This window comes from Streptomyces sp. NBC_00829 (genome assembly GCF_045161795.1).
Taxonomy (GTDB): domain Bacteria; phylum Actinomycetota; class Actinomycetes; order Streptomycetales; family Streptomycetaceae; genus Streptomyces.
The window spans coordinates 7,420,280-7,439,676 of the sequence record NZ_CP108867.1 but is presented as its reverse complement, the minus strand read 5'-3'; the positions used below and the strand labels follow the sequence as shown (position 1 = coordinate 7,439,676).

14 protein-coding genes are annotated in these 19,397 nt (G+C 68.4%); 9 read left to right on the top strand and 5 right to left on the bottom strand.

All coding sequences use genetic code 11. From position 1 onward, the window contains the following. Positions 1-14: 14 nt before the first annotated feature. From OG293_RS33405 to OG293_RS33395, 3 genes are all read right to left on the bottom strand, one after another. Entirely contained in the window at positions 15-656 is a 642-nt protein-coding gene (locus tag OG293_RS33405; RefSeq protein ID WP_406002468.1) for a DUF6629 family protein, read from the bottom strand. Between the two features lie 65 nt (positions 657-721). After that, positions 722-1,087 carry a VOC family protein gene (locus OG293_RS33400; protein ID WP_406002467.1) on the bottom strand — a complete coding sequence of 122 codons (366 nt, stop codon included), beginning with the start codon at positions 1,085-1,087 and terminating at the stop codon, positions 722-724. Next, positions 1,077-1,616: a MerR family transcriptional regulator gene (locus tag OG293_RS33395; protein WP_406002466.1), complete on the bottom strand. Its 540-nt coding sequence runs from the start codon at positions 1,614-1,616 to the stop codon at positions 1,077-1,079. The genes OG293_RS33400 and OG293_RS33395 overlap by 11 nt, the downstream gene beginning before the upstream one ends. A gap of 152 nt (positions 1,617-1,768) precedes the next feature. On the opposite strand from OG293_RS33395, the gene OG293_RS33390 reads away from it, so the two are divergent. From OG293_RS33390 to meaB, 3 genes are read left to right on the top strand one after another with little or no spacing between them, the layout of a single operon-like run. Then, positions 1,769-3,661: a methylmalonyl-CoA mutase family protein gene (locus OG293_RS33390; protein WP_406002465.1), complete on the top strand. Its 1,893-nt coding sequence runs from the start codon at positions 1,769-1,771 to the stop codon at positions 3,659-3,661. After that, positions 3,661-5,862, top strand: coding sequence for a methylmalonyl-CoA mutase (gene scpA, locus OG293_RS33385; RefSeq protein ID WP_406002464.1), 2,202 nt, complete (start codon positions 3,661-3,663; stop codon positions 5,860-5,862). Before OG293_RS33390 ends, scpA begins: the two co-directional genes overlap by 1 nt. 13 nt (positions 5,863-5,875) lie before the next feature. Beyond that, complete coding sequence (gene meaB, locus OG293_RS33380; protein ID WP_406002463.1) at positions 5,876-6,868, top strand: methylmalonyl Co-A mutase-associated GTPase MeaB; 993 nt, start codon at positions 5,876-5,878, stop codon at positions 6,866-6,868. A gap of 70 nt (positions 6,869-6,938) precedes the next feature. Here the strand turns inward: meaB and metE are convergent, their stop codons facing one another. Continuing rightward, complete coding sequence (gene metE, locus OG293_RS33375) at positions 6,939-8,882, bottom strand: 5-methyltetrahydropteroyltriglutamate--homocysteine S-methyltransferase (protein ID WP_406002462.1); 1,944 nt, start codon at positions 8,880-8,882, stop codon at positions 6,939-6,941. A 554-nt stretch (positions 8,883-9,436) separates the two neighbouring features. Between metE and OG293_RS33370 the strand changes: the two genes are divergently transcribed. The 5 genes from OG293_RS33370 (at position 9,437) to OG293_RS33350 (ending at position 15,359) form a co-directional block, all read left to right on the top strand. Next, positions 9,437-10,426 carry an ABC transporter permease gene (locus tag OG293_RS33370; protein ID WP_406002461.1) on the top strand — a complete coding sequence of 330 codons (990 nt, stop codon included), beginning with the start codon at positions 9,437-9,439 and terminating at the stop codon, positions 10,424-10,426. Between the two features lie 77 nt (positions 10,427-10,503). Beyond that, positions 10,504-12,222, top strand: coding sequence for an ABC transporter substrate-binding protein (locus OG293_RS33365; protein ID WP_406002460.1), 1,719 nt, complete (start codon positions 10,504-10,506; stop codon positions 12,220-12,222). Positions 12,223-12,271: 49 nt separating this feature from the next. Then, positions 12,272-13,282 carry an ABC transporter permease gene (locus tag OG293_RS33360; protein ID WP_406002459.1) on the top strand — a complete coding sequence of 337 codons (1,011 nt, stop codon included), beginning with the start codon at positions 12,272-12,274 and terminating at the stop codon, positions 13,280-13,282. Then, complete coding sequence (locus tag OG293_RS33355) at positions 13,279-14,379, top strand: ABC transporter ATP-binding protein (protein WP_406002458.1); 1,101 nt, start codon at positions 13,279-13,281, stop codon at positions 14,377-14,379. The genes OG293_RS33360 and OG293_RS33355 overlap by 4 nt, the downstream gene beginning before the upstream one ends. Further along, positions 14,376-15,359 carry an ABC transporter ATP-binding protein gene (locus tag OG293_RS33350; protein WP_406002457.1) on the top strand — a complete coding sequence of 328 codons (984 nt, stop codon included), beginning with the start codon at positions 14,376-14,378 and terminating at the stop codon, positions 15,357-15,359. Before OG293_RS33355 ends, OG293_RS33350 begins: the two co-directional genes overlap by 4 nt. A gap of 212 nt (positions 15,360-15,571) precedes the next feature. Here the strand turns inward: OG293_RS33350 and OG293_RS33345 are convergent, their stop codons facing one another. Continuing rightward, positions 15,572-18,457 (bottom strand): ATP-binding protein, encoded by a 2,886-nt coding sequence (locus tag OG293_RS33345; RefSeq protein WP_406002456.1) that lies wholly within the window; start codon positions 18,455-18,457, stop codon positions 15,572-15,574. A gap of 376 nt (positions 18,458-18,833) precedes the next feature. Here OG293_RS33345 and OG293_RS33340 point away from each other — a divergent pair, with 376 nt between their 5' ends. Next, the gene (locus OG293_RS33340; RefSeq protein ID WP_406002455.1) at positions 18,834-19,358 is read left to right on the top strand and encodes an ATP-binding protein; all 525 of its coding nucleotides are present in this window, start codon (positions 18,834-18,836) and stop codon (positions 19,356-19,358) included. Positions 19,359-19,397 lie beyond the last annotated feature (39 nt).

Here is a 19,397-nt window from a genome sequence, read left to right as displayed (position 1 = left end):
CAGCGGCCCCGACGTCAGGGCGCGGCGGTCGCGCTCCTCGCCACGCCGTCCGGACGCCGGCGCACCCAGTCGAGGAGGACGACGGAGACCACCGCGGCCAGCGCACACCAGGTGGAGACGAACTCCAGCCGCCACAGCACGGCGCAGGCAACGGCGCCGAGTCCGGCGAGGATGCCCAGCAGCCTCAGCACCCGGTCGTCGCCGAGCAGCAGCGCGCCGACCGTGGCCACCAGATATCCGGTGATGATGGTCCAGGAACGCGGCAGGTCGAGGACGTAGGCGAGGGTGTGCCCGCGGATCCCGGCCGTCACGGTCCCGGTGGCCAGGTGGTACGCGAGGACCGCGGCGGTGGCGGTGCCCGCGGCGGCCGGGACGGCGAGCCGGCGCCGGGCGGCAGGCGGGGCGGCGAGCAGTACCCCGAAGGGCACCCACACCGGCAGCAACGGCAGAGCGATCACGGCCCAGGCGAGGGTCGCGGGTCCCGTACCGCCGTCCGAGTGCCAGACGAAGGACTCGATCATCTGATGGGCCCCGAGCAGCAACGGCAGGGCGGCGAGCGGCAGATCACGCAGGTGGCGCACCTGCGCGACGCAGGCGACTCCGACGGCGGCGACACAGCCGCCGACGGCGAGGTCGGCCGTCGCGCTCCAGCACATGGGGCCACGCTATAGCGGGGTCGTCGCCCCGACCGGCTCATCGCACGGCCCGGCGGTGGTCGCGCTCAGGAGCGTTGCGGTGGCTCGTGCAGTCCGAAAGGCGATCCCTGGTCGTCGTGGCAGAGCTTGAAGCGGCCGAAGCGCGCGACTGTTGCGTTGTCGTCGCCCGCGTCGAAGTCGTCGACCGTACCGCCCAGTTCGCGGACGCGTTCGAGTGCTGTCTTCATGTCGTCGACCCTGAGGAAGACGTACGGGCTCGCGCCGGGGTCACCGCCGTGCACTCCGCCGGGGACGTTGGGGGTCCGGATCGCGTAGCCGCCGCCCTCGGTCGCACCGGCGTCGAAGGCCCAGCCGAACAGTCCCGTGTAGAAGGTGCGGGCCGCCTCGGCTTCGCCCACGCCGAGTTCGAAGAAGGAGATCTCACCGGCCATCACGGCTCCAGCCTTCCCTGCGGGGACCGTGCGCCCCAGCGCGTTGATCCCACCGTAAGGCCGCCCCAGCACCGGTGCACCCGGCCCGGTCGCCCCTGTTCGGCAGGGGGCGTGGACCGCCGCGAGGTAGGCGAGGATCACGTCGCGGTTGCGCCGTCAGGCACTCGATCCGCTGCTGGATCCGGTCCGCCTCGCGCCTCAGCAGCGCAGCGGTCCGAGGCGCCGGGCACCCGGGGTGGACAGGGATGTCGTCCGGCTCGGTCAGGAGGGGGAGGATGCGGCGGATGATCTCCGTGGCCAGTGGCGAGTCGAGCAGCCCGCGGATCTGCTGGACCCGGTGGACGGCGGAGGCGTCGAAGGGGCGGTAGCCGTTGTCGGCCCGCTCCGGGTGGAGCAGGTTCCGCTCCTCGTAGTAGCGCGGCATCCGGGTGGGGACACCGGCATGCCGGGAAAGTCGCCGATCTTCAGGGCCCCCGCCGTCGTGCTGGTCGTCGTCGCCGTGGCACGACGCCACGCGCTCCCCGTCCACCGGCCGTCCACGTCCCGGGCATGTCCGGAGTTTGGGACGGATCGTCCCACGGATAGAGCATCGGGCTCCACGGATCAAGAGTGGTCCTGAGAGTGCAAGGTCACAGCCCCGGCCCCTGCTGCGCCTTTGTGCACGTGACCTAGCATCTGAGCATGACGGTCCTCCCCGATGACGGGTTCTCACTGGCCGCCGAATTCCCGGATGCGACCCACGAGCAGTGGCAGCGGCTGGTGGCCGGCGTGCTGCGCAAGGCAGGCAAGGACGCGCCGGAGACGGCGGCCGCGGACGTGCTGTCCACGGCCCTGGAGGACGGGCTCACCACCCGTCCTCTGTACACCGCGGACACAGCACGCGATGGCGCGGACGGCGCCGGATATCCGGGTTTCGCCCCCTTCACCCGGGGCGGCAGGCCCGAAGGCGGCGCGGTCTCCGGCTGGGACGTGCGCCAGCGCCACGACCGGCCGGATCCGGTACGGACGAACGAGGCGGTGCTCGCCGACCTGGAGAACGGGGTCACCTCGCTCTGGCTGTCCGTCGGCTCGGCCGCGATCCCGGTCTCCGCACTGCCCACCGCACTCGACGGGGTCTATCTCGACCTTGCCCCGGTGGTGCTCGACGCGGGTGCCGAATTCGAGCCCGCGGCACGGGAGTTGCTGCGGCTCTACGAGGAGCGGGGGATCGCCCCCGAGGCGGCGCTCGGCAATCTCGGCGCCGACCCGCTGGGACACGCGGCGCGCACCGGCTCGCACGAGGACACCGCACGGGCGAAGGCCGCCGCCGTCGAACTCGCGCGGCTCTGCGACGCGAAGTACCCCGGCCTGCGTGCACTGGTCGTCGATGCCCTCCCCTACCACGAGGCCGGTGCCTCGGCCGCGCAGGAGCTGGGCTGCTCACTCGCCGGCGGAGTCGCCCTGCTGCGCGAACTCACCTCGGCCGGACTCTCCGTGGAAGCGGCCCTGGGTCAGCTGGAGTTCCGTTACGCGGCCACCGCCGACCAGTTCCTCACCATCGCCAAGCTGCGCGCGGCCCGGCGCGTATGGGCCCGGGTCGCCGAGGCGAGCGGTGCGGATGCCGCCGCCGGTGCCCAGCTCCAGCACGCGGTGACGTCCCCGGTGATGATGAGCCGGCGCGACCCCTGGGTGAACATGCTCCGCACCACCGTGGCCTCCCTCGCCGCCGGTGTCGGCGGCGCCGACGCCGTGACCGTGCTCCCCTTCGACCATGCGCTCGGGCTGCCCGACGGTTTCGCCCGCCGCATCGCCCGCAACACCTCGACGATCCTGATGGAGGAGTCGCACGTCGGCCGGGTCATCGACCCGGCGGGCGGCTCGTGGTACGTGGAGCGGCTCACCGACGAGCTGGCGCAGGCGGCCTGGACATGGTTCCAGGAGATCGAGCGCGCCGGGGGCCAGGAGGCCGCGCTGCGCGACGGTCTGGTGTCCGAGCGGATCGGCGCCACCTGGGAGAACCGTGCGAAGAACCTCGCCAAGCGGCGTGAACCGATCACCGGTGTGAGCGAGTTCCCGCTGCTCTCGCAGGCGCCGGTCGAACGCGACCCGGCACCCGCGGCGCCTTCGGGCGGTCTGCCGAAGGTCCGTCGGGACGAGGCCTTCGAGGCGCTGCGCGCCCGCTCGGACGCGCATCTGGCCTCGGCCGGGGCCCGGCCGCGCGTCTTCCTGGCCGCGCTCGGCCCGGCCGCCGCGCACACCGCGCGGGCGTCGTTCGCCGCGAACCTCTTCCAGGCCGGAGGTGTCGAAGCCGTGCACGACCCGGTCTCGGTCGACGCGGCCTCGGTCGCCGAGGCCTTCACCACCAGTGGCGCGGACGTGGCCTGCATCTGCTCCAGCGATGCCCTCTACGCCGAGCAGGCCGCTGAGGTGGCCGAGGCGCTGAAGGCGGCCGGAGCGCTGCGGGTGTTCCTCGCGGGCCGGCCCGGCGAGCAGCGTGAGACGTATGAACGGGCCGGAGTCGACGAGTTCGTCGTCGCGGGCGGCGACGCGGTCGCCGTGCTGAGCTCCGTCCTCGACCGGATCGGAGTGGCGTGATGGGGATCCCGGACTTCTCAGGAATCGAGCTCGGCAAGGGCGACGCCTCCGCGGTCTCCGAGGACCAGTGGCGTTCGGCCGTCAAGGAGAGCACCGGCAAGGGCGACACCGACCTGGTGTGGGACACGCCCGAGGGCATTCCGGTCAAGCCGCTGTACACGGGCCAGGACCTGGCCGGAGTCGACTTCCTCGGCACCTACCCGGGCATCGCGCCGTATCTGCGCGGACCGTACCCGACGATGTACGTCAATCAGCCGTGGACGATCCGGCAGTACGCCGGATTCTCCACCGCCGAGGAGTCCAACGCCTTCTACCGGCGCAATCTCGCCGCCGGGCAGAAGGGACTGTCGGTCGCCTTCGACCTTCCGACGCACCGGGGCTACGACAGCGACCATCCGCGGGTGACGGGCGATGTCGGCATGGCCGGTGTGGCCATCGACTCGATCTACGACATGCGGCAGCTCTTCGACGGCATTCCGCTGGACCGGATGAGTGTGTCGATGACGATGAACGGCGCGGTGCTGCCCGTTCTCGCGCTGTACATCGTGGCCGCCGAGGAGCAGGGCGTGCCGCCCGAGAAGCTGGCGGGGACCATCCAGAACGACATCCTCAAGGAGTTCATGGTCCGCAACACCTACATCTATCCGCCCAAGCCCTCGATGCGGATCATCTCGGACATCTTCGCGTACACCTCGCAGAAGATGCCGCGCTACAACTCCATCTCCATCTCGGGCTATCACATCCAGGAGGCCGGGGCCACGGCCGATCTGGAGCTGGCGTACACCCTCGCCGACGGCATGGAGTATCTGCGGGCCGGTATCGGCGCGGGACTCGACGTCGACGCTTTCGCGCCGCGTCTGTCGTTCTTCTGGGCGATCGGCATGAACTTCTTCATGGAGATCGCCAAGTTGCGGGCCGCCCGGCTGCTGTGGGCGAAGCTGGTGAAGACCTTCGACCCGCAGAACGCCAAGTCGCTCTCGCTGCGTACCCACTCGCAGACCTCGGGCTGGTCGCTGACAGCGCAGGACGTCTTCAACAACGTCACGCGCACCTGTGTGGAGGCCATGGCCGCCACCCAGGGTCACACCCAGTCCCTGCACACCAACGCGCTCGACGAGGCGCTCGCCCTGCCGACCGACTTCTCCGCGCGCATCGCCCGCAACACCCAACTGCTCCTCCAGCAGGAGTCGGGGACCTGCCGGGTCATCGACCCGTGGGGCGGCAGCGCGTATGTCGAGAAGCTCACCCACGACCTCGCCCGCCGCGCCTGGCAGCACATCGAGGAGGTCGAGGCAGCCGGCGGTATGGCGCAGGCCATCGACGCCGGTATCCCGAAGCTGCGGGTCGAGGAGGCCGCGGCCCGTACGCAGGCCCGTATCGACTCCGGACGCCAGCCCGTCATCGGCGTGAACAAGTACCGCGTGGAGACCGACGAGCAGATCGATGTGCTCAAGGTCGACAACTCTTCGGTGCGCACCCAGCAGATCGAGAAGCTGCGGCGGCTGCGGGCCGAGCGCGACGAGGGTGCCTGCCAGGACGCGTTGCGGGCGCTGACCGCGGCCGCGCAGGCCGGTCCGGGCGCCGGTCCGGAGGGCAACCTCCTGGCACTCGCGGTGAACGCGGCCCGTGCGATGGCGACCGTGGGTGAGATCTCCGACGCACTGGAGAAGGTGTACGGACGGCACTCCGGTCAGATCCGTACGATCTCCGGTGTGTACCGGAACGAGGCAGGGACGTCACCGGCTGTGGACACCACCCGGACGCTCGTCGAGGAGTTCGAGCAGGCCGAAGGCCGCCGCCCGCGCATCCTCGTCGCCAAGATGGGCCAGGACGGCCACGACCGCGGCCAGAAGGTGATCGCCACGGCCTTCGCCGACCTCGGCTTCGACGTGGACGTCGGTCCGCTGTTCCAGACGCCGGAGGAGGTGGCCCGCCAGGCGGTGGAGGCGGACGTCCACATCGTCGGCGTGTCCTCGCTGGCGGCCGGGCACCTCACGCTCGTGCCGGCGCTGCGCGAGCAACTGGCCGCCGAGGGACGGGAAGACATCATGATCGTGGTGGGCGGGGTGATCCCGCCCCAGGACATCCAGACCCTCCGCGACGCCGGGGCCGCGGCGGTCTTCCCGCCCGGCACGGTGATCCCGGACGCGGCGCAGGACCTGGTGAAGACGCTGGGTGCCTCGCTCGGCCACGAGTTGTGAGACTGTGCCCCGGATGCCTCCCACGATCGACATCGACAGCTATGTCAAGGGCGTACGAGAGGGGTCGCGGGCGTACATCGCCCGCGCGATCACGCTCGTCGAGTCCACCCGCGCCGACCACCGGGCGCTTGCCCAGCACCTGCTGACCGAACTGCTGCCGTACGCGGGCAGCGCCCGGCGGGTGGGTGTCAGCGGTGTGCCCGGCGTCGGCAAGTCCACGTTCATCGATGCCCTGGGCACGATGCTCACCGGCCTCGGCCACCGGGTCGCGGTGCTCGCCGTCGACCCGTCCTCGACCCGTACGGGCGGTTCCATCCTGGGCGACAAGACCCGGATGGAGCGGCTCGCGGTGGACCCGGCCGCCTTTGTGCGGCCCTCCCCCACCTCGGGCACGCTCGGCGGAGTGGCCAAGGCGACCCGCGAGACCATCATCGTGATGGAGGCGGCCGGGTACGACGTGGTGCTCGTGGAGACGGTGGGCGTCGGCCAGTCGGAGACCGCCGTGGCAGGCATGGTCGACTCCTTCCTGCTGCTGAGCCTGGCCCGCACCGGTGACCAGCTCCAGGGCATCAAGAAGGGCGTGCTGGAGCTGGCCGACGTCATCGCCGTCAACAAGGCCGACGGTCCGCACGAGAGGGACGCCCGCTCGGCCGCCCGTGAACTGGCGGGCGCGCTGCGGCTGATGCATCCGGCGGACGCCGCGTGGACTCCGCCGGTGCTCTCGTGCAGTGCCCGCGAGAGCACGGGTCTGGACACACTCTGGGAGCGCCTGGAGCAGCACCGGGCCCTGCTCGATTCAACTGGCAGGCTCGCCGCCAAGCGCCGCGACCAGCAGATCGACTGGACGTGGACGATGGTTCACGACGAGCTGCGGGACCGGCTGCGCAGCGATCCCCGGGTCCGTGCGCTCGCTCCAGGTCTGGAACGGCAGGTGCGGGACGGGGAGTTGACGGCGACGCTGGCGGCCGAGCAGATCCTTGAGGCGTTCCAGCGGCCGGACATCTGAGCCCTGGGCCGGTTTCGGCCGGGCGGGGGACGCGGCACTCGTGTCCTCCGCCCGGCCGTTCAGCCGCCCGTCACAGCGCGGACCTCACCTCGTGGGCCGCGCTCACGAGGTTCTCCAGCGACACCCGGACCTCCGGCCAGCCCCGGGTCTTGAGGCCACAGTCGGGGTTGACCCACAGCCGTTCGGGCGCAATCGCCTCAAGTCCCTTGCGCAGCAGCGCCGCTGCCTCTTCGGTACTGGGGACACGGGGCGAGTGGATGTCGTACACGCCGGGTCCCACCTCGCGCGGATAACCGGCGGTGGCGAGTTCGCCCGCGACCTGCGTATGAGAGCGGGCCGCCTCCAGGCTGATCACATCGGCGTCGAGGTCGTCGATGGCCTGAAGGATGTCCCCGAACTCCGCGTAGCACATATGAGTGTGGATCTGCGTGTCCGGCCGCACCCCGCCGGTGGTGAGCCGGAAGGCCTCCGTCGCCCAGTGCAGATACGCGTCGTGGTCGGCGGCCCGGAGCGGCAGGGTCTCGCGCAGGGCGGGTTCGTCGACCTGGATCACCGGGCTTCCGGCCGCCTCGAGGTCCTCGACCTCGTCGCGCAGGGCGAGCGCGACCTGGCGGGCGGTCTCGGCGAGCGGCTGGTCGTCGCGGACGAAGGACCAGGCGAGCATGGTGACAGGGCCCGTGAGCATGCCCTTGACGGGACGGTCGGTCAGCGACTGCGCGTAGGCGGTCCAGCGCACCGTCATGGCCTGGGGCCGTGAGATGTCGCCGGCCAGGATCGGCGGCCTGACGTAGCGGGTGCCGTACGACTGGACCCAGCCGTGCTGCGTGGCGAGAAAGCCGCTCAGCCGCTCGGCGAAGTACTGGACCATGTCGTTGCGTTCGGGCTCCCCGTGGACGAGCACGTCGATGCCGGTCTTCTCCTGGAAGGCGACGACCTCCCGGATCTCGGCCTCGATCCGCTCGTCGTAGCTCTCGGCGCCGATGCGTCCGGCTCTCAGATCGGCCCGCGCCGTGCGCAGTTCGACGGTCTGCGGGAACGAGCCGATGGTGGTCGTGGGCAGCGGCGGCAGACCGAGGCGGGCGCGCTGGGCCACGGAACGCTCCGCGTACGGCAGGCTCCGGCGGGCGTCCGCCGGGGTGACGGCCGCGCATCGGGCGCGTACGGCGGGGTCGTGGGTGAGCGCGGAGGTGGCGCGCGCGAGCAGGTCGGCGCGGTTGGCGGAGAGATGGGCGGCGATGCTGTCGGCTCCCTCCGTCAGGCCGCGGGCCATGGTGACGACCTCGTCCGTCTTCTGCCGGGCGAAGGCCAGCCAGCGGGCGATCTGTGGGGTCACGTCCCGCTCGGCCGTCGCGTCCAGGGGCACATGCAGCAGCGAGCAGGACGGTGCCACGTCCACCCGGTCGGCGAGTCCGAGGAGCGTGGCGAGGGTGGCCATGGAACGGCCCAGGTCGGCGATCCACACATTGCGGCCGTCGACGACTCCGGCGACGAGCCGCTTGCCGCGCAGGCCTCCGGCCGCGGCGACGTCGTCGAGGTTGGCGGCGCCTCGTCCCGTGAAGTCGAATGCCAGACCTTCGACCGGTGCCTTGGCCAGCACCGGGAGGGCGTCGCCGAGCCGGTCGAAGTAGGAGGCGACCAGCAGCTTGGGGCGTTCGGTGAGCCCGCCGAGGTCGCGATAGGCGCGGGAAGCGGCGTTCAGTACGGCCGGGGGCTGGTCCTGCACGAGCGCGGGCTCGTCGAGCTGCACCCACTGCGCGCCCGCGGCACGCAGGTCGCGGAGGACCTCGGCGTACACCGGCAGCAGCCGGTCGAGCAGGGTGAGCGGTTCGAAGTCCGCCGGGACCGTGGGCGCGGGCTTGGCCAGGAGGAGGTAGGTGACGGGTCCGACGAGCACCGGGCGGGCGGTGTGGCCGAGCTCCAGGGCCTCCGTCAGTTCGTGGACCTGCTTGGCGGAGTCGGCGGCGAACGTGGTGCCGGGGCCCAGTTCGGGGACGAGGTAGTGGTAGTTGGACACGAACTCCTGCCCTCACGCCGCGACCGCCGCTGCCAACGACTGAAGAAACCACCGAGGAACACCTTCGAAGCCAAACGCCGGGACGAGCCCCGCCCTCCCAGCCACGTCAGCTACTCACTCAAAGTCACAGGGAACCCAGGACACCAATCCTCACCTGCAAAAACACCCTAAATCACCGGCATTGCAGGTCAGTGGCACTCTCCACTTATTTGATCAAGACCCGGACAGGCCCACTCGCGAAAGCGCGAGGCTAGGACACCCTTCCTCGGATCTACAAGATCCAAGGTTCAGAGTGTCCACACCGTAGGGGCCACCTCAGCCGGGCGTTTCCCCCCGACGCCGCGAGTCTGCTACCGGGCCTCCTGGCAGCTACCCGGACCGGACCTCCACCGGCAGGCGACAACGAGCTTACGAAGACCTCCGAGTCTGCTGGGCGCGCGAAAGCCCGAGGCTAGGGCGGGCACAGGGCCGACTGGCTGGGCTGCAGTCCTTCAGCGGCGGGTCTACGGTGGATGTGATGTTCGCCGGTGGCTCTGATTGGCTGGGGATGCGCCGTGGCAGCTCCGTTCGACGTTTCGGGTGTTGACGCGAGTCCGGATTCTGCTCTATCCGGCGTCGGTGGCCGGATTCAGGGTCGCTCTCTCCGGCAGATCGCGTGGGCGCGCTTCAAGCGTGACAAGGGTGCGGTGGCCGGCGGTCTTGTTGTGATTCTTCTGGTGGTTGTCGCCATCTTGGCGAAGCCTATCCAGGCTGTTTTTGGTCTTAATCCCAACGCATTTCATCAGGATCGCGTGGACCCTATCCTACTGCGCCCGAAGGGTGCATGGGGAGGAATTAGCTGGGATCACCCGCTTGGTGTGGAGCCGCAATTCGGGAGGGACATTCTTGCGCGAATCATCGAGGGTTCGTGGGTGTCGTTGACTGTGGCGTTGGGCGCGACGGGGCTGGCTGTGGTACTCGGGACGGTGCTGGGTGTGGCGGCTGGCTATTACGGTGGCTGGGTGGATGGGGTGATCAGCCGGTTGATGGATCTCTTCTTGTCGTTCCCGCTACTGCTGCTGGCGATTGCGTTGTCTGCGGTGCTGCAGAACGGCGCGTTCGGGTTGCGGGGGGTGGTACTGCATGTCGGGGTGCTGATTTTTGTCATCGGGTTTTTCAGCTGGCCGTTGATGGGTCGGATTGTTCGCGGGCAGACACTGTCACTGCGGGAGCGGGGGTTTGTGGATGCGGCGCGGAGCCTGGGCGCGCACGGGTCGTACATTCTTTTCCGGGAACTTCTGCCGAATCTGGCGGGGCCGGTCGTTGTGTGCGCGACTCTGCTGATTCCGATCAATATTCTGTTCGAGGCTGGTCTGAGTTTTCTGGGGGTGGGTGTTCAGCCGCCGCAGGCGTCGTGGGGTGGCATGCTGGCGCAGGCGGTCAAGTTTTACCAGTCGGATCCGTTTTTCATGGTCGTCCCCGGTCTCGCCATCTTCGTCACGGTGCTTGCGTTCAATTTGCTCGGGGATGGCCTGCGTGATGCCCTGCATCCGAGGGGCAAGTGATGTGCGCCTCCCGTCCGCCGTCGAGAGGGGCAGTCATCGTGAGGAGACCGGCCGACTGGCTTGTTGTGGGTGTCTGTGTGCTGCTGGCATTGGTGTCCTGTTCGGCTGCGGATGAGGGTGCTGGTGGCCAGGAGGACGGTTTCAACGCGGGGAACCGTGGTGTGGTCAATGCTTCCGATCGAGCCGGGGGGACGGTGACCTATCAGCTGGCCGGCACGCCGGATTCGATGGATCCGGGTAACACGTACTACGGCTACATGTGGAATTTCTCGCGGCTGTACGGCCGCCCGCTGACTACGTTCGCGTCCGAGCCCGGTTCCACGGCGAAGCTGGTGCCGGATCTTGCGACGGGTTTGGGAACGGTGAGTGACGGCGGGAGGACGTGGACGTACCGGATTCGTTCGGGGCTGAAGTATTCCGATGGCTCGCCGATCACCAGCCGAGATGTGAAGTACGCGATCGAGCGGAGCAACTACGCGCCCGAGGCGCTGTCGAACGGCCCGACCTACTTCAGGCAGTACCTGGTAGACAACCAGCCGCCGTACGCGGGTCCCTACAGGGACAGGACGGGCGGGCTGAAGTCGATCGAGACGCCCGACGACACTACGATCATCTTCCACCTAAGCAAGCCGTTCGCCGACTTCGACTATCTGGTGTCGAACCCGCAGTCGGCCCCAGTGCCCCGGACCAGGGACACCGGCGCGGGGTACGTGAACCGCATCGTGTCTTCCGGGGCGTACATGTTCGCGAGCTACCAAGAGGGTGCGGGCGCAACGCTGGTACGCAACCCCCATTGGAGCAGTGCGAGCGATCCGCTGCGCAAGCAGTACGCGGACAAGATCGTGGTGCAGTTCAACCGTGAACAGAGCACGGTCGACCAGAACCTGATAGCTGGCACTGCCACCCTCGATCTGCACGGCGAGGGCATCGCGGCCTCCACTCAGGCGACCGTGTTGAGTGACCCGACTCAGAAGGCGCATGTCGACGTCGCTCAGTCGGGCCTGATGGCCTACGTCGCGATGTCGAGTGCGGTGCCGCCTTTGGACAACGTGCACTGCCGGCGTGCCGTGGAGTACGCGGTTGACCGCGGGTCGGTACAGACCGCGGCTGGTGGGAGCGTCCGCGGTGAGATTGCGACAACGATCCTGCCGCCCAGTGTGATCGGCCACACTGCCTACGACCTCTATCCGACGTCCGGTCACGAGGGTGCCAATTCGCCCGACGGCCTGGCCGCAGCCAAGCGGGAACTCACTCTGTGCGGGCACCCGGGTGGATTCTCCACCAACCTCGCGGCTCGAGCTGACCAGCCCAACGAGATCGCCATGGCCCAGGCCGTGCAGGCGTCCCTCAAACGTGCAGGGATCGACGCTGCCATACAGCAGTACCCGTCGGGTACTTACGCGTCCAACTATGCCGGAGCACCGGCCTTCGTCCGCTCCCACCAGCTGGGACTGATGATGATGCAATGGGCGGCCGACTGGCCGACGGGCTACGGCTTCATGGACCAGATTCTTAACGGCAACAGCATCAAGGCTTCGGGCAACACCAACTTCTCGGAACTCAATGATCCGCAGGTCAACAGGATGCTCGCTCAGGCGATCAACAACCCTGACGCGGCAGCACGCACGAAGGCTTGGGGGGACATCGACAAGACGGCGATGCGGCAGGCGCCCTTGGTGCCGCTGCTGTATCTGAAGAGCCCGCTTTACCGGCCGGCGAAGGCCACGAATGTGTTCGTGACCCCGGCCTACGGCATGTACGACTACCTCACTGTCGGACAGGACGGGGGGAGGTGACAGGCCCCTTGGCCCCGCCTTGTGGGGTGGGGGCGGGTGGGCTGATGCCATGGCCGCCTACCTCGGTCGCCGTATCCTCTCGGCGGCGTTGATGCTGGTCATCGTGACGGCGATCACGTTCGCGGTCTTCTTCCTGGTTCCCCGGTTTGCCGGACAGACCAACACGCAGCTGGCGGCCCAGTACATCGGTCGTGATCCTAGTCCGGAGGCCTTGGCCACTGTGGAGAGGAACCTCGGTTTCAATCAGCCGCTGTGGAGGCAGTACACGCAGTTCCTCCACGGTGTCGTGGCCGGACGGACCTTCCGCTTCGGACCCGAAGCCTCGCACTGCGCCGCGCCGTGCTTCGGCTACTCCTTCAAGACCCACCAGCCGGTGTGGCCGCAGGTCAGCGCACGGATCCCTGTGACCTTGTCGCTGGTCATCGGCGCGTCGGTAATCTGGCTGGTGGTCGGGGTGACGGCCGGTGTCGTCTCTGCCCTCAAGCACGGTTCACTGATCGATCGGTTGACCATGGCCATTGCCCTCATCGGCATCTCGCTCCCCGTGTTCTTCACCGCATTGATCTCCCTGGCCTTGTTCAGCTACCGGTGGCCGATCTTCGCCAACCTGCACTACGTCCCGTTCAGCGACAACCCGCTCATGTGGGCGAAGAACCTCGTCCTGCCGTGGCTCACCCTCGCCTTCTTGTACACCGCGCTGTATGCACGGCTGACCCGGGCGAGCATGCTCGAGACAATGGACGAGGACTACATCCGAACCGCGCGCGCCAAGGGTCTGACCGAGCGAAGGGTCGTCGTCCGCCACGGCTTCAGGGCCTCCCTCACCCCGATCCTCACCCTTTTCGGACTGGATGTCGGCCTGCTCCTCGGTGGCGCGGTGCTCGTCGAGACGGCCTTCTCGCTTCCGGGGCTGGGCCAGTACGTTGTCCAGGCGATCTCTGAGAACGACCTGCCGAAGATCATGGCGGTCACCCTCCTGGGTGCCTTCTTCATCGTGATCGCCAACCTGGTTGTGGACATCCTCTACACGGCACTCGACCCCAGGGTGAGATACCGGTGACCCCCCCACCCACTACCGCCCAGCAGCCACCCGATGGCGGATTCTTCAAGGCCAGTGGCCTGACGGTCTGCGTCGAGACGGACGACGGTCTGGTGCGCGCCGTCGACGGTCTTTCCTTCGGTGTGGAGCGCGGCAGGACCTTGGGGATCGTCGGAGAGTCCGGCTCCGGCAAGACGGCCGCTGCGCTTGCCCTCATGGGCCTGCACCACTCCGCGCGTACCCGGGTCAGTGGAGAGATCTGGCTGGAGGGGAAAGAGATCACCAGCGCTGGTCCCGACCACATGCGGCGATTGCGCGGTGGCACCATCGCGATGATCTTCCAGGATCCACTTACTTCCCTGCACCCGTACTACACGGTCGGGGCGCAGGTCATCGAGGCGTATAAGGCTCACCATCCCGGTGTCAGCCGCCCTGAGGCGCATCGGCGGGCTGTAGAGATGCTCGGCCGCGTCGGTATTCCGCAGCCTGACCGTCGAGCCGAGGAGTATCCGCATCAGTTCTCCGGTGGGATGCGTCAGCGCGTCGTAATCTCCATGGCGTTGGTCAACAGCCCCCGACTGTTGATTGCCGATGAGCCCACGACTGCTCTGGATGCCACCGTGCAGGCGGAGATCCTCGATCTCATTCGTGACGTGCAGGAGGAATCCGGCACCGCCGTCATCTTGATCACTCATGACCTCGACGTCGTCGCAGAAGCCGCAGACGACGTCCTGGTTATGTATGCCGGCAGGTGCGTCGAGAAAGGCCCGGTGAGAGACGTTTTCAACGCCGCCGCGCACCCTTACACGTGGGGGCTGCTCACGTCCATGCCTCGAATGGACGTGAGGCGGCAGGATCGGCTCGTGCCCATCCCAGGCAATCCTCCCAGCCTGCTCAGCCTGCCGACGGGGTGCGCATTCCATCCCAGGTGTCCGTATGCCCAGCGCAATGGCGAACTGTCCTTCTCCCAGGTGCCCGGGCTTACGGGCGCTGGTGGTCCTAGCCATCAGGTGGCCTGCCACCTGCCGTCCGGTGAACGTCAGCGCATCTTCCGTGAGGAGATCGCTCCCCTCCTGCAGTGGCCGGCCCCTGACACGGGCAGGAGCTCACCGCCATGAGTGAACCGCTTCTTCGAGTAACCGGCCTGGTCAAGCACTTCCCGCTCACGCAGGGGCTGTTGCGCCGAAAGGTTGGAGCGGTGCAGGCTGTGGACGGAATCGACTTCACCGTGCAGCCTGGGGAGACTCTCGGCCTGGTCGGGGAGAGCGGTTGCGGTAAGACCACCGCTGGCAGGCTCATCATCCGCCTGGAGGAGCCAACGAGCGGAACGGTCGTGTTCGCGGGGCGCGACATCACCCACCTCTCACCCCGCGCGATGCGGCCACTGCGCCGCGATATCCAGATGGTCTTCCAGGACCCGTACTCCTCATTGAATCCTCGCCACACCGTCGGCTCGATAGTGGGCGCGCCGTTTCGGTTCCACCAGGTCCACACCGAGCGCGGGGTGCAGCGGGCCGTGCAAGAGCTGCTGGAACTGGTCGGCCTCCACCCGGAGCACAACAACCGTTATCCGCACGAGTTCTCCGTTGGCCAGTGCCAGCGCATCGGCATCGCCCGCGCCCTGGCCCTTAAACCGAAACTGATCGTCGCCGATGAGCCTGTTGCGGCCCTGGATGTTTCGATCCAGGCTCAGATCATCAATCTACTTGACGACCTCCAGCGCGAACTCGCCCTCGCCTATCTGATCATCGGACATGACTTGGCCGTCATTCGGCACGTGGCAGACCGGGTCGCTGTCATGCACCTCGGCAAGATCGTCGAACTCGCTGGCCGGGACTCGCTCTACGACACCCCCCTGCATCCCTACACCGTCGCCCTTCTGTCCGCCGTCCCTGGCCACCACTCCGCACCCCGCCGCGAGCGCATCCACCTGACGGGCGACATCCCCTCGCCGGCCCATCCGCCCAGCGGCTGCCGATTCCGGACTCGGTGTTGGAAAGCCCAGCAGATCTGCTGTGACGTCGAACCGGCCCTGCGCGAGCTCAGTGATGGCCACCAAGTGGCCTGTCACTTCCCGGAGAACTCCCCAGGTGCCTAGAACCGTCCCGTGCCTTACGCGGTCGCGGGCGCAGCCGTCCAACCCAGAGCGGGAAGCAGTGCGTGACCCAGTGTCGGCGTACACGTGAATAGGAGTACGCCGACAGGCCTCCTGGCCTGTCGTCTCACATGCGCATCAGACCGTCACCTGGCGCTATGCCTGAGTCACCCACCCACCACCAACCGCGCAGCACGGGCGAACAACAGTACGGCCTACGGTTCCCGATCGCCGAGTGCGTCCCGCACGGCGGTGCGGTCGGTGACGCCGAGTTTGCGGAGAATGCTGGCGACGTGATGCTCGGCCGTGCGGGGAGAGAGGAAGAGGCTCCGCGCGATGTCGCGGTTGGAAGCGCCGGTAGCGAGCAGCTGGGCGACTTCGTGTTCGCGGGGGGAGAGCTGGTCGCCGTAGCCGCGTCGGCCGACGGAGGGTGGAGTCTGGCCGAGGTCTCGCAGGGTCTGCCGGACGCGGGAGGCGTCGAAGACTGCCCCCAGCCGTGTATAGTTCTCGGCTGTTTCGGTGAGGGCGCGGGCGGCTTCCTCCGGCTGTGCGGGGATGAGCGTACTGGCGGCGAGTTCTGCGGAAATGGCGGTGGGGTAGGGCCGACCGATCGTCCGGAAGGCTGCTTCGGCGCGGAGGAACTGCTCACGGGCAGTGTCCGGATGGCTATCACGGGCAAGGAGGCCGCGGCAGAGGTGAAGGTAGGCGATGGCGGCCGGCGCGTCGCGGTCTGCGATGCCGTGTTCGAGTTCTGCGGCGAGCTGGGCGGCTTCCTCGGCGCGTCCCGTTGTCAGGGCGGCCATCACGGTGACGGGCACGAGGACGGCGGCTCTGATCCAGGCGGAGTTGCTACGCAGCTCGTCCATGGCATTGCTGGTGACGGTCCAGGCATCCTCTGCGTGGCCCTGGGCGAGATGGATGCGGCCGATGCCAGCGGCAACCTGAGCGGCCACCACGGCGAAGGCCTTGGTGGCGGTGTCCCCGTAGTGCTCCAGCGCCTTCATCCACTGGCCGCGGGCAGTGAACAGGTCCCCAAGGGTAAGCGAGATCTCGGCCTCGACCAGGTGGTCATCGGGGAAGTCTGCGGCCAGAGCCGTGGCTTTTGCTTCCAGGTCGGCCCAGAGGCCCGCGAACCAGGCGTGCCTGAGGCGATGGAGGCGGCACCAGCCGACCATCGTCGTGTGGCCCAGCCGATCGGCAAGGGCTTGGCTGTCGTCCAGCAGGCCGGGCACCCGCGGGTCGTGGCCCACGTAGAGGGCGGCGTCGGCGATATTGCACAGGCCGCGGGCGTTCTCCCGCAGGACTGCTGCGTCTTCGTCGTCGCGGGGCAACTGGTCGACCATGGGCCATACCTCGCGCTCGCCTAGTCCTGCCAGGAGGAAGAGCTTGTCAGCATGCACCCATGCTTTGGCCACGGCGTCATCGCCGTGCTCCACCATGCGCTCTGCCCGGTCGATCCAGCCCAGTATGTCCTTGTCCGGCCGGCCGCAGTCGTAGGCGAGGAGGGCAAGTGAGCACAGAGCCTCACCAGCAGGTCCTGGCCGGTGCTCGCCGAGTTCCACGACGGCTTGCTCGAGTTGCTCGCGTGCCACCGTCAGGTCATTCACCTGGTTGTAGAACAGAGCGGCCAAACCGACTCTGATCTCCCCCTTGGCGACGGTGGGCAGTCGCGGATCGGCGAGGATCTGGCGCAGCTGCGCCATCGATGCTGTGTAGTCGACGTTGAAGAGAGCGATGCGGCTGAGTGCGAGCGCGGTGCGGGCCCGTAGGTCGTCGCCGGTGCTCTTCTCGTCCAGCAAGGCGTGGAGCAGGGAGGCGGCTGTGCCGTGATCTCCGACGGCAATGGCCTGGTCTGCGGCCTGCTGCGTGAGGGACTGCCAGCCGTCGTGGTCACCCAGCGCACGGTGGTGGCGGGCGATCTGCACCAGCGGCGGGTGGGACAGGTCGCGCAGCGCCGTGATCGCACGCTCGTGCAGGCGCCGTCGGCGCGGTCCGGGGATGGACTGGTAGACAGCCTGCTGGGCGAGCGTGTGCCGGAGCCCGTACATCAGGGCCATCGGTCCGGACTCACGCAGTACCTGGGCATGAAGGGCCGCTACGAGCGCGTCGCTGCCCTCGGCTGGATCCAGTCCGGCGAGCTGGGTCAGCAGGCTTTCCTCCACTGCGACGGCGAGTACGGCCGCGGCTTCCACGATCGCGACCGCTGGTGCCGTCAGGTTCTTCATGCGTGCCGCCACCGCCTCGGACAGGCCGCGCGGGACGGCCGCCCGGTCCAGGGCAGCCACCGGGTCCGCGGCGACACTGCCCGGATGATCCGTGCGGAAGGGGCTCAGGGTGAGCAGGTCCTCCTCCACGACCAGCGGCAGCCCCGCGCTGCGCTCGAACAGGGCACGGCTCAGTGCCGGGCTGGCGGCGGGGCCCAGAACGGCGGCGGCCAGGTCGTCGACGTCTTTCTCGGCCAGCGGCTCGAGGTGGATCTCCACCAGGCGGGTGCGGGGCATACGGCGGAAGGCGGGACCCAGCACGGGGCCGGCGGCCGCGTTCTCGCGCCGGTAGGTGAGGACCAGAGTCAGGCGAGGGGGCAGGTCCATGGCCAGGAGCAGCAGCAGCTCGCGGGTGGCTTCGTCGGCCCAGTGCAGGTCTTCGACGACCACGGTGAGTGTGCCGCACGCCTGCAGCAGCGCGCGGACCGCCCGGACGACCTCGTGCCGCTGGGGCGCAGCGGATGTGTCGGCGGTCGGCGGCAGTTGATCGGCCAGTTCCGGCAGCAGGGGACGCAGCAGGTCGGTCCAGGGAGGAATCTCGGCGACAGGCGGCAGCCACCCGCCAATCTGCCGGAGGGCATCGATGACCGGGCCGTAGGGGAAGGGCTCACGCAGCGGATGACAGTATCCGGTCGCGACACGGCCGCCGTGTTCGGTGATCTGAGCTGTGGCCTCACCCACCAGGCGGGACTTGCCGACACCGGCCTCGCCATCAACCAGTACGAGGGCAGGCGAATGTCCTGCCGCGTCGAGAAGCAGACCGGCTTCCCGGCGGCGGCCCACGAAATCGAAACCGCCACTCCAGGCGAAAGCGGCGGAGTCAAGGCCTACGGTCAAAATGCCGTCACCAGCCGTCCCGTCAGACCGAACACGGTTGCTTCTCGGCCCCGAAGTCTTCGGCACTGATCCTTCCACGCTAGCCCCTACTGACTCTCCCTGGCCAGTTGGCGACCGTCACTACCAGGGTCGCCTCACCGGGCCGGAATCTGCAGACCGTCCCGCTCCAGGAGCGCACCTCTTGGTGCCAGGAAATGCACTACCTACCATTGCGGCGAACCCTACCTATCGAATACCGGTAAACCGGCTCTCGAATGGGTGGGATATGCCCTGGACTTCATCGCCGAAATGAAGTCTTCTGAAAGTGCCCCATTAAGGGAAAATGCCCAATATTCGGCATATTCACTTTCTTGAATTCTCCTGACGGAGTGACGTCATGAATTCCACGGAAAATACAGTCCCGGCCGGTCGCGAGGCCATAACCGCCACCCGTCCCGCCGGCTCGCAAGCGGTCGAGGCCGCGGCCCACAGCCGCAGGGCCCTCAACGAGGCGCTGGCGTCAGGGACCACGCCGGGCCAGCCCGGCATCTGGGTGCTGGCCCACCGTCCCGAGTCCGCTGGCGTCGCCCGCCGCGTCACGCGCGACATGCTTCAGGGGTGGGGCGTGGACGAGGAGTGCGCCGATCTGGTCCTGCTGGTGGTGTCCGAACTAGTCACCAATGCCGTCGAGCACGCTCTCCCCCCCGTCGCCCTGCGCGTCGAGCAGCCGACTGAGGGCACCGTGCACATCGAGGTTGACGACGGAGGCCCCGCCGTCGAAGAGGGCGCGTGGGCGGCTACCGGCAGCCCGGAGGAGCACGGCCGAGGCAGCCACATCGTCGCCTCGCTGGCCACGGCGCACGGCACCCGCTCTCTCCTCTACGGCACGTCCTACTGGGTCGACCTCCCACTCGCCGCCTGACCTCCACCCAACCCGTCGGCGATCCCGCACCGCGCCCCC